9 protein-coding genes are annotated in these 16,377 nt (G+C 37.6%); all 9 read right to left on the minus strand.

Annotated features, from left to right (window positions below):
* Positions 1-5: 5 nt before the first annotated feature.
* Positions 6-602 carry a hypothetical protein gene (locus tag KXJ69_RS12985; protein ID WP_219053551.1) on the minus strand — a complete coding sequence of 199 codons (597 nt, stop codon included), beginning with the start codon at positions 600-602 and terminating at the stop codon, positions 6-8.
* Positions 574-3,801 (minus strand): autotransporter outer membrane beta-barrel domain-containing protein, encoded by a 3,228-nt coding sequence (locus tag KXJ69_RS12990; protein WP_219053552.1) that lies wholly within the window; start codon positions 3,799-3,801, stop codon positions 574-576. Before KXJ69_RS12990 ends, KXJ69_RS12985 begins: the two co-directional genes overlap by 29 nt.
* A gap of 2 nt (positions 3,802-3,803) precedes the next feature.
* Positions 3,804-6,995: an autotransporter outer membrane beta-barrel domain-containing protein gene (locus KXJ69_RS12995; RefSeq protein WP_219053553.1), complete on the minus strand. Its 3,192-nt coding sequence runs from the start codon at positions 6,993-6,995 to the stop codon at positions 3,804-3,806.
* 2 nt (positions 6,996-6,997) lie between these two features.
* On the minus strand, positions 6,998-7,681 hold the full coding sequence (locus KXJ69_RS13000) for a porin family protein (protein ID WP_219053554.1): 684 nt from the start codon (positions 7,679-7,681) through the stop codon (positions 6,998-7,000).
* A 2-nt stretch (positions 7,682-7,683) separates the two neighbouring features.
* Positions 7,684-8,184: a T9SS type A sorting domain-containing protein gene (locus KXJ69_RS13005; protein WP_219053555.1), complete on the minus strand. Its 501-nt coding sequence runs from the start codon at positions 8,182-8,184 to the stop codon at positions 7,684-7,686.
* Positions 8,185-8,188: 4 nt separating this feature from the next.
* A complete protein-coding gene (locus KXJ69_RS13010) occupies positions 8,189-12,001 on the minus strand; it encodes a T9SS type A sorting domain-containing protein (protein WP_219053556.1) in 3,813 nt (1,270 codons plus the stop codon).
* 91 nt (positions 12,002-12,092) lie between these two features.
* Positions 12,093-12,737, minus strand: coding sequence for a response regulator transcription factor (locus KXJ69_RS13785; protein ID WP_219053557.1), 645 nt, complete (start codon positions 12,735-12,737; stop codon positions 12,093-12,095).
* Positions 12,734-15,670: a sensor histidine kinase gene (locus tag KXJ69_RS13020; protein WP_219053558.1), complete on the minus strand. Its 2,937-nt coding sequence runs from the start codon at positions 15,668-15,670 to the stop codon at positions 12,734-12,736. Before KXJ69_RS13020 ends, KXJ69_RS13785 begins: the two co-directional genes overlap by 4 nt.
* A gap of 346 nt (positions 15,671-16,016) precedes the next feature.
* Positions 16,017-16,377 (minus strand): T9SS type A sorting domain-containing protein (locus tag KXJ69_RS13025; RefSeq protein ID WP_219053559.1); only part of this gene is annotated, 361 nt, incomplete at its 5' end.

Here is a 16,377-nt window from a genome sequence, read left to right on the forward strand (position 1 = left end):
TAGTTCTACTTTTCAATTGCACCTTGCTCTCTCAAATATTTAATGTAGTGCATTATTTCATTTGTGTTTTTTAAATAGGCTTCAAAAATATCAGGACGTAGTACGTTGGGTTTACCTTCTACAATTTCGGTTATTTGTGGATCGAAGAATGCATAGGTATAAAATGCAGCTGATACTACTTTGTCTGTAGGAATTACTTGATCGTAAGCAAAAATATAATTCACTACTTCCTGTTTATGATTAGGATACATCGTAATCATTTGCCAGAATGCTTTTTGTAATTCCATGCTTTTAAGGCTTTGGGCTACATCTTCAAAGGTGTAATCACTTTTATAAACTGAATTTCTATAGGAAACATCTGCTATTAGTTTTTTGGCTTCAAAGCTAAAACTCATCGTATTTCCTTCTACTTTAACTCCGGGTTCTTCTAATGCTTCGAGCCAAATCTTATAGTTTTCTTCATTTTCAAGTAACACTATGGCATCCTCAGCAGGAATGGTAGTTTCTGTTGCTACTTCTTGTGCATGAACATTGGAAAAACCTAATAGTAAAACCCATAGGAATCCACACATATTATTTTTCAACTGCATATATAATTTCATCTTGTTTTGCTTTTGTGATTTTTGCTGAAATTCTTTCCAGTTTTTGTTCTAAGGTTTCAATTTTAGTATCTAAGTTCTTTTGTTGCATTTCAAAATTTGAAAGTATTAAACTAAAATCATAATCATTTACACCCACTACAGTATTCACTAATTTTGGACCTTCTTTACTATTCGTTTCCCAAGAACGTCCTACGGTGTATTTGAAATCCTCTGCTTTCGTATTATTAGGCGAAATGGCTTTCCCGTATCCAACAATGGTTTTGGAAGCAATGATATAGTCTCCGTGGGTAACAGGTCCCATAACTTTCACAGGAACTTGACCCATAAAGGCAACTGTATTTCCAAGCGGAAAATCTTTTTCTTCTGGGGCATTCCCCAAAATAATAGGCCGATGGGAAACCACCATGACTTGTTCTGCATTTGTTAGGTCACGTGTAATCTTTCCCCCTATAACACCTACAATATCTCCTGCTGAAATATTTTCTGAAACATCGATTCTTTCTAGCCATTCGGCATAATCACCATTTCCAGAAGAATACTCCACTCCTATTTTATTAAACTCATCAATGACATTAGAAACCCCTGTTAGTCCTGCAGCAACACCATCAGCCAGATCAACCCCTACAAAATTGGATAGTAAATTCAGCATATAGATATTATCATAGATAGTGTTATCTCTAAAATCACTCATAGATTGGGCTCTAATGACGCCTGTTTGCCTTCCATCTTTATCTTGAAAAGAAATGTATTCATTCTCTTTGCTTAGTGAATAGGCAACGTTACCTAAAGAGACATCTGGGATTGCCGTATTGGGAAAACCATCTACTGTAATTGTGGTAGGTAACTTAGGAACATATTGAGATAAATCGGGAATAGAAGGCGATGAAAGAGGTATGGTAGGAAGGTTTACTCCTGGAAAATATATCCTGGGTATTGCAGGAACACACACATTTACTGGGGGAATACAGACCGTATAACACCCTACAAAAGGAACACATATGCTATAACAATATTGCCCTGAACACACAGCATTATTACCATTGTAGAAAGTAACCTCATTTTGTAATATCTGCCCTGGCATATTTAATGAAGGAAAAGCCTTGGGCAATCCTAATCCAGAATTTATTTTATTGAAAACAAAGTTATTTACATCTATTAAAGAGCCTCTCCTCATAGTGCTCGGCGTTAAGGCTATAATATCTGCTAAGTCTAAATTTGGATCGGCTCCCGAATTATTCACTGCCGCAACTAATAGATCCCTTGCTGCAGTTATAGCGGCTGGAATTGGAACGGGTAATGAATTATAGTCGCTGCCATTCCAAGCCCCGTGAGTGCGTCCTAATTTTATTAAAATACCATCTCCGTCTGCAGTATTTGTGTTTGAAAAAGTTGCTATGGATCCAGCGGTATCCCCGAATACATTGATACTACCCGAAGATACACTTGTTAAGGAGGTGTTGCCAGTAACCGTTAAATCGTTATTAATTAATGTAGCCCCTTGTATGGCTGTAGTTGAATTGAATGTAGATGCCTCATTCACTTGTAGCTCGCCAGTTAATTGGGTATTAGCACCATTAGCAACTAAAAGGTCATTTAAAGTGGACGCTTCATCCACCACTAGTCTACCTGTAAGCAATGTAGCACTATTATTTTCAACCCGAAGATTGTCTAAAAGAGTGGTGATGCCTTCAACATTTAAAGTTCCTGAAAGCGTTGAAGGGCTTGAATTGGTAACCGTTAAACTATTTTGAAATAATGTAACTTCATCAACGGTTAAGGCACCATTTAAAAATGAAGACGCTCCATTAGTTACTTTTAAAGAATTGTTTAAATTACTTATTCCATGTACGTTTAATGTACCCGTAGCATACATTTTTTCTTGATTGGTAACCGTAAGGGTATTATTTAACGTGGTTAAACTATTTACTTTTAATTCACTTTCTAATAGGGAATTTCCAAGGACATTTAGGCTTCCTGACAGATTTGTGTTTTCACTATTATTCACAAATAGAGCGTCATTTAGATTGGTGTTCCCATTAATAGTGAGGTCATTTCCAAATAGTATTTCCCCATTGACATTTAATGGCCCAGTCAATAAGGTGGTTGCTCCATTGTTAACCCATAATCCATTGTTTAAGTTTGTGGCTAAATCCACAATTAATGTTCCAAATAAATAAGAATCACTTGCATTATTTACTCTAAAAATATTGTTTAAATCAGTACCACCAAGTACTTGTAAGGTATTGTTTAACGTGGTTCGCCCTTCCGTTGTTAAGGTGCCTGAAAGATGAGTGGGACTTGTGTTATTGACATCTAAAGAATTGTTTAAATTGGTTGTGCCTTCAACTAGTAAGTTATCTTCCAAGGTCGTAATTCCTTCAACATTTAATGGACCATTTATAGTAAGTGTGCTACCATTATTAATATTTACGTCACCGTTTAAATTGGTTTCACCATCCACTTGAAAGCTGCCAGTTAAAAGGGTTGAACTATTGTTATTTACCCTAAGGTCTCCATTTAAATTAGTAATTCCATCCACATTAAGAGTACTATCAAGTTGGGTGTCACCTGCTACATTTACATTGCCGCTAGCATTAAATTCACTACCATTATTAATGTTTACAGTATTATTTAAATCGGCTTGTCCATCCACCGTAAGTGTTCCTGTTAGATTTGTAGGACTTTCATTATTTACTGAAAGCGAACCATTCAAATCATTAGTACCCTCAACTACCAATGTATTTCCCAACGTAGCTGGACCATCTAAGACAAAATAACCCGTAGCAATGATATCTCTGTGATAGGCATACGGAATAAATGTGAGTGGCTTCTTTTCAATTTCAGAAAACTGACCTTGAAAACTTACTTCCACTTGAAGGTCCTTACGAGAACCTCCCCAAAAAACATCTGTGAACCGATTCCCTGTGGATGGGGTTCCTTGACCAATGATAAGGTTTACCATACCATAGGCATCAGTTCTAGTTTCCTGAGTTTCTTGGTATTCTATACTTCCAGATTCATCCAAAATCGAAAATCGAAGGGTAATAACTTCATTAGGAAGAATATTTCCAGTTGCATCTTGCCAAGGTAATTCTTGAACATTAGGGTCAATAATTACCGCTTGATAATTTAGCCCATCGGTTTGTGCCTGTGTAATAAATACTGCAAGTAAGGCGAGTATAAGAACTATCTTTTTCATACTTATTTGTTTTCTAATAATAGTTCGTTTGCTTTGTTGTCAAGCTCTATAACTTGTGCCTCAATTTTTTTGAATTTATCTTCATATAACTTTTGTTTTTTCTGAAGTTTTTGAACAATTTGAATCCAATCTCCGTTGTGAACCCCTATTACTGTATTGACGAGCTTCGGACCTTCTTTCAGATTTTCTTCCCAGGAACGTCCAACGGTATATTTATAATCTTGAGCAGTCATTTCATTTGGAGCAATAGCTTTACCATAGCCTTTAATATTTTCATCTGCAACTATGTAATCACCAGTGCTAACAGGCCCTAATACCTTTACAGGAACTTGCCCCATAAAAGCGATGTTATTTCCCAAGGTTTCTAGGCCTTCTTCAGGGGCATTCCCTAAAATGATAGGTCGATGTGAAACTACCATGACTTGTTCGGCATTTTCTAAATTACGAGTCACTCTACCTCCTACTATCGCTACAATGTCACCAGCCGAAATAAACTCGGAGGCATCCATTCTTTCTAACCATTCCGCATAATCACCATTTCCAGAGGAATACTCTACTCCTATTTTATTAAATTCATCAATGAAATTTGTAATCGAGACCGTTCCTGCCGTAATACCATCTAGTAAATCAATTCCAACAAAATCGGAAAGTAGATTCAACATATAGATATTATCCAACAAGGTATTTTCTTTGAAATCCCAAAGGGATTGTGCACGAATAGTTCCTGTTTTTCTCCCATCCTTATCCTGAAAGGTGATGTATTCGTTCTCCTTAGTGAGAGAGTCTGGAGAGACATCGCCAGCCGTTGCAGGTAAATAATTTACAATAATATCGGCTGGAAGTACTACAAAAGGTAGGCCTCCTACCGGAAGGTTTATTGGTAAACTTGGAAGGTATTGTGCCGGATTGGGTATTTGAGCCGACGGAATAGGTATGGGAATATTAGGTAAAGGTATCGTTGGTATAGACCAAGATGGGATAGAGATGTTAACAAAAGGAATATTGACTCCTCCAAATACATTATATCCATTAAGTAAAGTAGTACCTGGAACCGTTAAGTTAGGAAAAGCTATAGGTAATGTTAACCCTCCAGATGTGCCACTAATAGATCGGGTGTTAATTTCAGAAAAGATTAAATTATTTACATAGTTAAATGTAGCGATACGCTGCGCGGCAGGCGCAAAAGCAATAACCTCCGAAAATGTAATGGGACCACCACCTGCATTTTGAATTCTTGCTTTTAAGGCATTTAAAGGCCCTTGAAGATCACTTTGTATAGGATTGGGATAATTATAAACTGTTCCACCATTTAAAGCACCGTGGTTTTTTCCTAATTTGATGACAATGCCATCTCCTGTAGCACTATTCGTATTTACAAAACTGGCAATATAGTTGGCATTATCGCTCTCAATATTGATGGTTTGTGTATTTAAACTACTTAAGAAGGTATTACCCGTTACAGTTAAATCGTTATTAATTGTGGTTGCTCCAGCTACCGTAAGAATATCATTTAAAGTCGTTGCGTCAGTAACATCAAGTATACCCGTTAATTGGGTAGGACTGCCATTTGCTACTGTTAGGGAACTATTTAGAGTCGTTTCATTATCCACTGTCAGTGCTCCTGTTAGCACGGTACTACTTCCATTAAGTACTGATAATTCATTTTGCAAGGTAGTGGCTTCACCAACCTCTAAGGTGCCAGTAAGCAACGTAGGTGTGTTATTAGCTACTTCCAACGAATTATTCAAGGTAGTTTCGCCATCTACTGTTAGATTTCCTGTTAAATTAGTAGGGCTAGCATTCAACACATTTAAGGTGTTATTTAAAAAAGTTTCTCCATCTACATTTAACTGTCCCGTTAAATTCGTTTCAGAAGCATTTGCCACTGTTAAACCTTGGTTTAATGTTGTTTCTCCGTTTACAATGAGTGTTCCGTCCATATTGGCAGGTCCTCCTACAAATAAGCTACCAGTAAGATTTGTTGGTGCGTTATTATTGACAAAGAGCGAACCATTTAAGTTGGTAATCCCGTTTACCGTTAGGTTGTTGTTTAATCCAATTGGACCATCCACGTTTAAGGGTCCCGATAAAAAGGTTGGGCTGCCATTATTTACGGATAGGCTGCTGTTTAAATTGGTTCCTAAATCTACCGTCAAACTCCCTGATAGTATGGAAGGACTTTGATTATTTACATTGAAAAAGCTTTCAAGGTTTGTAGCTCCTTCTACGGTTAAGCTATTTTCTAACAAGGTCTCCCCTTCAACGGTTAATGTGCCTGACAGTCGGCTAGGACTGTTATTATTCACATCTAGGGAATTATTCAAATTGGTAGTTCCTTCAACAATTAAATCATCCCCAAGAGTCGTAATTCCTTCTACGTTAAGAGGACCGCTCACATTAAGCACACTTCCATTGTTGATATTTACATCGCCATTTAAATCGGTCTGGCCATCTACACGAAGTGTCCCTGTTAATACCGTTGCGCTGTTGTTATTTACATTCAATTCACTATTTAAATTGGTTATTCCATCAACCGTAAGATTGCTATCCAGTTGGGTGTCCCCTACAACATTCACATTTCCACTGGCAATTAGTTCACTGCCATTGTTAATGTTAACCGTATTGTTTAAATCGGTTTGCCCATCTACAGATAGGGTTCCTGTTAAATTGGTTGGGCTTTCATTGTTTACAGAAAGGGATCCATTTAAATCGGTCATTCCTTCTACCTCTAAAGAATCTCCTAAAGTTGCAGCTCCGTCTAAAGCAAAATAGCCTGTTGCAATAATATCTCTATGATAGGCATATGGAACAAAAGTGAGTTTGTTTTTTCCTAAATCGGCATACTGCCCATACAATTTTACCTCCACTTGAAGGTCTTTTCGGGATCCACCCCAAAAAATATCTGTAAACCTATTGGCTGTCAGAGGGTTTCCCTTGCCAATGATTAGGTTTACCATTCCGTACGCATCTGTTCTTGTGTCTTGTGTTTCTTTATACTCCACATTTCCAGATTCATCTAGAATTGTAAACCGAAGTGTTACATCGGCATTTGGAAGAATGTTCCCAGTAGCATTAACTCCAGGAAGTTCCTGTTCGTTTGGGTCGATTATAACCGCTTGATAACTTAATCCATCCGTTTGGGCTTTAGCTACAAATGCAGTTAATAAAATAAGAAGTAGCGCTATTTTTTTCATAACTAATTAGTTTCTAATTCGTTTGTTTCAGTTTCCTCTGGAGTTTCTTCCTTTTTATTACAAGGAATGTCCACCATAATTCCTAATGCAATTGTATCAACTCCTATGGTCAGTCTTGTCACACTAGAATTGTTATTATCATTTAAAGCTAATCCTGTGGCGTATGCATATTGGAAGTACATTTTGGCTGTATCCGAAATATCAAATCGTAGCCCTGCGCCGCTTCTGAAGAAATAGGCAATGTCTTTAAACTCCTCCACATCCTTCACATTATACACTTGGTTGTTGATGGTTTGTACCCCATCGGTCATATATTCAGCAGAACCTCCAGCAGATATATAAAAAGCAAAGTTCCCTACTTTAAATGCCTCATAATCCAACCCGAGGTTAAACCCTAAATAGCTAATGTCCCATTCAAAAAAGTTTTGCAAAACGGGATCGCTTCCAATTGCTCCATAATTGTTGTAAGATATCGCAGTGCTAATGTTTAGTCCATCAGTAAAAATTCTGTGTTTATACCCAGCAGTAATATAGTTTTGGGTCTTAGACTGAAGATTTTCAAGGTATTCACCTTCATTATTTCTGAACTTAAAATCAGAAACATTAAGCCCCGTTTCAAAAAAGACTTGTTGTCCAAAAGAACTGATAGTAGCTAGTAAAAGACTATAAATGAGTAGTTTTTTCATAATTATTTTTTCAAGAGAGACGTTTTAAATTCTTTGTTTTCTGAAGTAATTGTCAGGATATATTGCGCACTAGACAAACCATCAAGGTGAATAGACGTTTCAGAGGTAGTAACCACCTTTGTTTCGGTATGTACAATTCTGCCTAGAACATCATAAAGAACAATATTAACAGGTTTTTTAAGGGTTTCATTAAAGCGGACATGCACTATATTCTGAAAAGGATTGGGATATACTACTGCATCCAAACTATTATCGGTTTCTGAAAGCGCAAACACTTCAATGGGAGGCTGTATAAATCCCTGACGCATAATCGCTACGGAACTTTGTGAAGTCCCAATAATACTTTGCTGTCCCACACTTTGCTGAATCACATAGTCCCTATCATTTACACGAATGCTAGATGAGGAACCTGAGGCTGAAAAAGTTGATCTTACAGCTTCCTGAGCAGATAAACTGTAGCAACCAAATGCTACAATGAATAAAGAACTTAGTAGCTTCTTCATAAATCTATTTTTTAATTAAACGCTTTAATACAAAGCCACTATCTGTTTTAATTTCAACAAAATAGATAGCATTTTCTAAGATGGAAATATCTAGGGTTACCACATTTTGGTTTACTTGAAATACCTGTTCCTTTATCTTCCTACCGTGAATATCAAATAGTTTGATTTGCTGAATGGAAACAAACTCAGAAGTAGAAATGGTAATATACTCTGAAGCAGGGTTTGGTATGATGCTAATTGTTTTTTCTATTTGATTATCGGAAACTCCTAATAGTTCATTTACAGTAAGCTGAAAACTGCACGTATCACTATTTCCACTACTATCCATAGCGGTTAAGGAAACTGTTGTTAGTCCCAATCCAACACTACTTCCAGGGGTTGGGTTTTGTGTCACAGCAGTAATAGGGTTAGTACAATTATCACTTGCATCGGCAAGACCTTCTGCAAAATAGTCAGGAATGATATACATATTTCCAGCATCCGCTATGACGGTTTGGTTTGAAGGACAATTAATTGAGGGATCAATCACGTCAACTACAGTAACCGTCGCGGTACAGCTAGCCGTATTACCATAAATATCTGTAGCGGTCAACACTACCGAGTTGGCGCCCAAATCAGCACAGGAAAAATTGGATCTATCAATCGATACAGAAGATAAACCACAGGCATCAAAAGTACCCGAATCAATATCTTGAGGGGTTATAAAAGCAGTCCCAGAAGCATCTAAGGCCACCGTTATATTTTGACAGCTCATAGTTGGAGGTATAAGATCTTGTACCGTAACGGTCGCACTACACGTACTTGTATTTCCGCTGGTATCGGTTACCGATAAAATTACCGAATTAGCGCCCACATTATTACAATTAAAAATGGTATTGCTAATATTCGTGGAAGCAATTCCACAGGCATCTGTACTTCCACCATCAACATCGCTTGCCGTTATGATAGCAGAACCCGAGGTATCAAGTTGCACTGTTATGTTTTGACATACCGCTGTAGGTGAAATTACATCTTGAACGGTAACAATAGCATTACAAGTAGCCATATTTCCAGAAGTATCAATAACGGTAAGTGCTACTGTATTAGCTCCTAAATCGTTACAATCAAAGGAAGAAATATCAATACTTCTACTTGCTATTCCACAAAAATCACTACTACCACCATCCACTTGTAAAGGGGTAATTGTCGCTACTCCTGAAGCATCTAATGAAACTGTAATATTTTGACAAATAGCAGAGGGGTTTATATTATCTAAAACAGTTACTATAGCGGTACAACTACTCGAATTTCCATTTACATCTGTTGCTGTTAAAATAACCGTGTTTGCACCCACATCCGAACAATCAAAGGTTGTTGTATTTAGGCTTAGGGAGGCAATACCACAGGCATCTGTAGTACCGTTATCAATGTCGGAAGTGGTTATCGTCCCACTACCGGCTCCATCTAAAATAACGGTAACATCTTGGCATATAACATTAGGAGGAGTACTGTCTACTACGGTTACAACAGCAGTACAAGTGGCCGAAGCTCCTGCCGCGTTTGCAACGGTTAAGGTTACAGTATTAGGCCCGATATCACTACAATCAAAGCTTGTTGTGTCAATGGTTAATGTTGCAGCACCACACGAAACTCCACTTCCGCCATCAATTTGATTTGGAGTTAACGTAGCAATTCCTGTAACGTCAAGTGGCAAAGTAATATCTGTACAAACTGCTGTAGGCGGACTATCATCAACCACCGTAACCGTGGCAGTATCAGTACTAGAATTCCCTGAAACATCAGTCACTGTCATAGTTACTAAAACAGGACTTCCTGTATCTGAACAATCAAAACTACTTGGACTTACTGTAATAGTAGTAATTGCACAATTATCCGTAGAGTTGTTATCAACATCACTACCTACTATCGTAGCCGTCCCAGAAGCATTTAGAAATACGGTGATGTCCATAGCATTCGCAACAGGAGGATTTGTATCGACAATGGTAACTTCGGCAAAGCAACTTGCACTGTTTCCGTTGTTGTCTGTAACAGTTAAGGTAACTGTATTGGCACCAAGGTCATTGCAAGTAAAACTACTTACACTAAGTGTTCTTGAAGCAATTCCGCAAGCATCAGTACTTCCGTTATCTATTTGAGTCGCCGCTATCGAAGTCATTCCTGACGCATCTAGTGGAATTGTAATGTTTTGACATACCACGTTGGGAGGCGTTACATCGGAAATCGTTACTTGTGCTGTGCAAGTGTCTTGTCTTCCATTTGCATCCGTGACTGTAAGTGTAACCGTGTTGGCGCCTACGTTTGTGCAATCAAAAGTATCTATATCCAAAGACCGACTTGTAATTCCACATGCATCGGTACTAATATTATCCACATCAGCAGGTAATATGGTTACCATACCATTAGCATCTAATGGAACTGTTATATTTTGACAAAATGCCGTTGGATCATTCACATCTTCAATAGTTACAGTGGCATTACAGATACTGCTATTTCCAAAACTATCAATTACTGTAAGTACCACATTATTCACTCCAACATCATCACAAAAGAATGCACTAGGATCTGCCGAAAAGAAGGCAATACTACAATTGTCGGTTGAAGGTGTTGTTGTATTGTCTAAATCTTCGGCAGTAAGGAACGCTTCTCCATTGGCATTTAGTTGTAGAGTAATATTTTGGCAATTGGCAACAGGAGGAGTAGAATCTTCCACATAAACATTTGCCATACAAGTATTAGTGTTCCCTGAATCATCTGAAACCGTCAGTGTTAAAGAAATTGGAGTTGTGGATCCACTAATGGTATAGGTATAATTATCAAAAGGAAATGGTATCAATACATTCCCTGATACTGGGTCTGTAATATCCCAAATCTCAGTACCAGAATAAATCCAATTATTAAAAGCAAATGCTCCTTCATTTGCTTGTGTTTCATCTTTTCTATAGGCCCAACCATCAAAATATTCCCAAGGTTCATTTGTGCCATCCATATTGATATTTCCAAACGTATCAATGACGCTTCCATTAAAAAACAATTCAACTGCATCATCCCCACTCATATCGAGAACTGCACTTTCAAAATCTGAAGCAAACCCAAAAAAGGTTGCAAAGTCGGCTGCATTTGATGCAATCACTAAATAATCTCCTGCCGAAGCAGCCACGGCTGGAAAGGTAAATTCTTGCCCATCACTACCACCTCCATCATTGGCAACTCCAATTCCGTATAAAGATAAATCGGGAATATCCTCAATAACATAAACCTCCACAGCTTGAACTGCTACCGTAGGTGTTGGATTATCAATATCGACATCCAATACTCCTGTAATGACTAGGTCAATTAATTGAGGATTGTAAACATCTGCACAAGTAAAAGCGTTTGGCACCGAACTATAAATCAGGGAGTTACAATTATCGGTACTACCAGCACCCATAAATTGTAAGTCAGCATTAGTAAAACCATAATTTCCGGTAGCATCAAGCGAAACGGTAATATCTTGACAGGCCGCAACAGGATCTTCGGTATCTTCAACGGTTACATTCGCTGTACACGTATCGGTATTTCCAGACGTATCGGTAACTGTTAGAGTTACCACTACTACCCCTATGTCTGAACAATCAAAATTACTTGGACTCACAGAAAGGCTTGCTATAGCAACATCGTCTGTAGAGCCCCCATCTACATCAAGTGCAGTGATGCTACCATTTCCAAAAGAATCTAGTGTTACAGTGGCACTTTGACAAACTGCGGTGGGAGGTGTGGTATCTTGCGAGAAAGAAACTTGAAAAAAGAGTAAGACAAAAAATACCGTAATTCTATACATATTGTATTATTTTTCTTACGGTAAAGATATTTGATAAACCTACGCTAGGAAATACGCATGCGTTGTCTAAAAATACGTAGGGGTACGTAGTTTAAAGGGAAAGTAATAACTCTTTATTTTCAGAAGCCCAAACATTTAGAGCATCCATACTAGGAGGTAAATCTAATTTTGAAATAATATTTCCTCGGTGTTTTTGTACGGTTCGATGAGAAATACTTAACAACTCTCCTATTTCTTTAGAAGTTTTTCCTTGCGCAATAAGTCGTACAATAGTCCTTTCGGAAGGAGAAAGATACTTTATTTTATCCATTTGTGGATAGATCTCCTTGTCAAACACATCGGTAAAGCTGCTACTAAAATACTTTTCATCCTTTTGAAGCGCTTGAATGCATTTTTCTATTTCAGAAAAGGGTTCGTCCTTAAGTAAATATCCAGATATATTCAGCTTTTTAGCCTTATGCACATAGGCCTTTTCTTTATAGGAGGTTAGGATAATAAATTTTGTATCACAATCCTTTTCAATACATTTTTTTATGACTTCAAAACCTGTTAGGATAGGCATTTCAATATCGAGGATAGCAATATCAGGTTGATGTGCAAGGATAGATTCTAGGGCCTGTGCTCCTTGGGTTGCACCTTCTAATACAGTATATCCGTGTTGTTGTAATTCGTCTAATAACCCTTTTAATAGCATAGGGTGATCGTCGGCAACTAAAATGGAAGGATTGTTTTTCACTTTTTCGGGATTTCACAATTAATAACAGTTCCTTTTGCTGGGCCACTATGTATTTGCATGGTGCCACGTAATAGCCGGATACGTTCTTTTAATGTTTTTAAGCCTAAACTATTATTTTTTATGGCTTCGGAAACTTCAAATCCTTTACCATTATCTTTTATTTGAAGCAATATACTCTTTGGTAAATCTTTTACTTGTACCAAAAGATTGGTCGCCTCCGCATGTTTCAAACTGTTATTAATACATTCCTGTATAAATCTATAAAAATTTAAGCTTTCTTCCTTAGAAAAATACGAATCAATATTGTCTATCTCTGCTGTGCAAAATAATGAAGTGTCTTCATCTATTTCTAAAATGAGTTGTTCTATACTTTCAGACAGCCCTAATTGCTTCAATACTGCCGGATATAAACCTCTAGAAATACTGCGAACCTCTTCTAATGTTTTATGGGATAAAGCCGCTATTTCATCTTTATTTTCGGTTTGAGCCTTTCGTTTAATTAAAGTTAATTGCTGCCCTATACTGTCGTGAAGTTCCTTTGCTATACGTGTGCGCTCTTCTTCCTGAGAAACTAGCAAAGCCCCAGAAAACTGTTCTTGTATTTTTCGTTTTTGAGAGGATTGGCGCAGAAGATATAGTGCAATTCCAAAGCCAGCCAGTAATAACAGAAGATAAAACCACCACTGATTGTAAAAAAAGTCCTTAGAATAAATAGAATAGCGAAGGGGTTCTCCTATACGATTACCCGAAAAGTCTAGCGCTTCTATCTCCAATATATAATTTCCTGCTGCCAGGTTAGGAAAGCTAATAAATTGTTGCTCTTTTATATCAACCCAATCTTCATCATTTAAACGATACCTAAAGGAGTGTTCTTTGCCACCAGCATTATTAGATAGCGCAAAATCCAACGATAGGGTTTTGTTTTCCTGAGGCAAAACAATTTCTTGTAGAGCATCCAATTGGCTCCTATCTTGAAGTGTAGTAAGTGAATTTGTCTTGTTATTATAGTTTTTCAGGGATAATAAGTGCAATTTCCAATCAGGAGTTTCATTGGTAAGTGCCTTAGGGTCAAAATAATTAATACCCGCAATGGTACCTACAAGAAAACCATCACCCGTATCAAGTGCACTATATCTATTGGTTTCATTGTGGCTAAAGCCGTCCTTTTCAGAATAACGTGTAATGCTTTGGTCATTTGGATTAAAGGCCACTACCCCATTAAAGGTATTAATCCACCACAGTTTCTCATCAAACAATAGGGTTGCTATCCCTGCTTCAAAGACATCCTTATATTTCGTTGTAAAGGTTTTTTGTATAGGATCGAAATGGTAGATGTTCCCCGACCGACTACCCAACAAAAATCCATATTCGGAGTGAAATGTAGCCATCAATAAAAATGGGTCTTCAAGGGTTTCAGAACCATAGATGCGATGTTCTTTAGATATTAAATTATAGGTAATCACCCCTTTATTGGTTGCTGCAACGCACACAGCATTGTTGATGGCAAGTCCATAAAGGATGTATTCTTTAGTGTCTAGTAATTGCGTATGCTCTTTGGTATTTTTATTAAACTCCATTAGGGCATATCCATTGGTGCCATATATAAAGGTGCTGTCGGTTGCTTTAACCATGGAAAGTACAGGATAATGACGATAGGTCTTGGCTTCTTGCGTAGGGATATCAATCTCAATAATATGACCGCCATTATTGCTCCATAGTGTATTCCCTTCTTTAAAGATGGCTCTTGAAGAATTTGGTATTATGTCAATAGCACCACTAGAAATTGAAAAAGGAGCTACGGAGTTGTCTTCAAGATTTAAGGTATACCATCCTTCCATTTCGGTGGCAATGATATAGGTGTTTTTGTCCAAAGCTGCAATGGCGCGCATTTCAACATCTGGTAAAAAGGTACGCACGGTTTGTGATGGAAACTGAAAGTAATGAAGCTCTCCCTTATTTCTACCTATCCATAGTTCTTTGGCTATATCGCTAGATAAGGTTGTAAAGGCTTCAGAAGAACTAAATAAATCTCTTTTAAAGTGTGTTTCAAACCCCGTATTGGGGGCGAGTTTTTGTACCGAGAGGGTTCCTCCTTCTGAAGCTATCCAAGAAGCATTTCCCTTTGAGTCTTTGGAAATTTTTAAATGTTGGCTGCTTAGTCTTGTATTAGCAATCCCAACTGGCTCAATAGCCATAGTCTTTTCATTAACATACTGTAGTTGTGGGTTTCTATATAACATAATGTAAGTAATCCCATCCTGTATTGCATATTCGTCGATATAGCGACGTACTCCTTCCCCATCTTTATTATTAACTCTTCTTGTATTGGGTTCTTTTTTTAAGAGTGTTCCATCCCAGTTAAAGTAATGGACGGGTAAATGATTATCCCCTAGTAAGCAAAACTCCTTAAAAGGGATAAATACAGTGTATTCATCTATTGAAAAACGAGTTTCGGTGTCTGTATAGGTAAACAGAGTTTCTACTTCCAATGCTTCAGAAAGTTTGGCTACTGTTATGGTTTGCTCTATTTGATATAGGATATAATCCTCTCCTTGGTACTGAAAAATACTTGAAAGCTGTAAGGGCAACGGGTAGTTGGGTACTATTTCAATCTCTTGAAATTCTGTAGTAATAGGATTAAAAAGTAGTAAAAAGTTATTTCCAGAGCCCATGGCGCCTAATACGTAAAACTTACCATCACTGCGTTTTAACAATTGCCGAATATTGGTAATAGGCTTTTTAAGTTTAGGAAGGGGTATGCTATGAAAGGTTTTTCCGTTGAAACGCTGTAAGGAAAGTTTTTTGTCGCTATTGATAATCTCCCGCATATCCAGACTAGAACCCCCCAGCCAGATAAAGCCGTCGTCGTCATAGACCATGGTGTCTATGTAATCGAGTTTTAAACCATCTTGCTTGGTAAATACTTTATGCAACACTTTCCCTTCTTGAGACCAGGAAAAGGCGAAGCAAATAAGGCATAAGTAAAGGGCTGCTTTTTGAATCACTGCTTAAAGATATTTAATTTGAATTAAAAATGGGTGCTAGGTAGCGGGTAAAAGGTCGAGGGTACCATGCTATTTTACATAATACCTTGACTGCAATTCACCCGAAGTAGACTGCAAGTAGACCCGAAGTAGACTGCAAGTAGACCCGAAGTAGACTGCAAGGAGCTACGGAGTTTCCATAGTGTCTTTTTATAAATATGATATAAAATGCACGCAATAAAAAACCCCCAATTTCTTGGGGGTTCTCAACTAACTAAAATTAATCAAATTAGGCCTATTCTTTTATAAGCTGTTTGGTTATTGAACCATGCTCACCTTGAATATGAACTAAATAGGTAGCCGAAGAAAGCATTGATACATCTAGTACCTTCTCAGTTCCCATATCTTTTAAGTCATACACTCTAACCATTTTCCCTGTAATATCGTACACGGTAGCACTCTCCAATGCAATGGATTGAGGGTTGCTAATATTTACTATTGCTTTTGCAGGGTTAGGATATAAAACTATGGTAGAAATGTCTAACAAGTTATCATCCTTGCCAAGGATACTCTCTATGGTAAGTACAAATGTACACTCACCTACGTTTCCATACTCATCCTCTGCAAAGAGGGTAATGGTATAGGTGCCATCTGGA

Origin of the sequence: Halomarinibacterium sedimenti (assembly GCF_019312585.1) — a bacterium.
Classification (GTDB): domain Bacteria; phylum Bacteroidota; class Bacteroidia; order Flavobacteriales; family Flavobacteriaceae; genus Halomarinibacterium; species Halomarinibacterium sedimenti.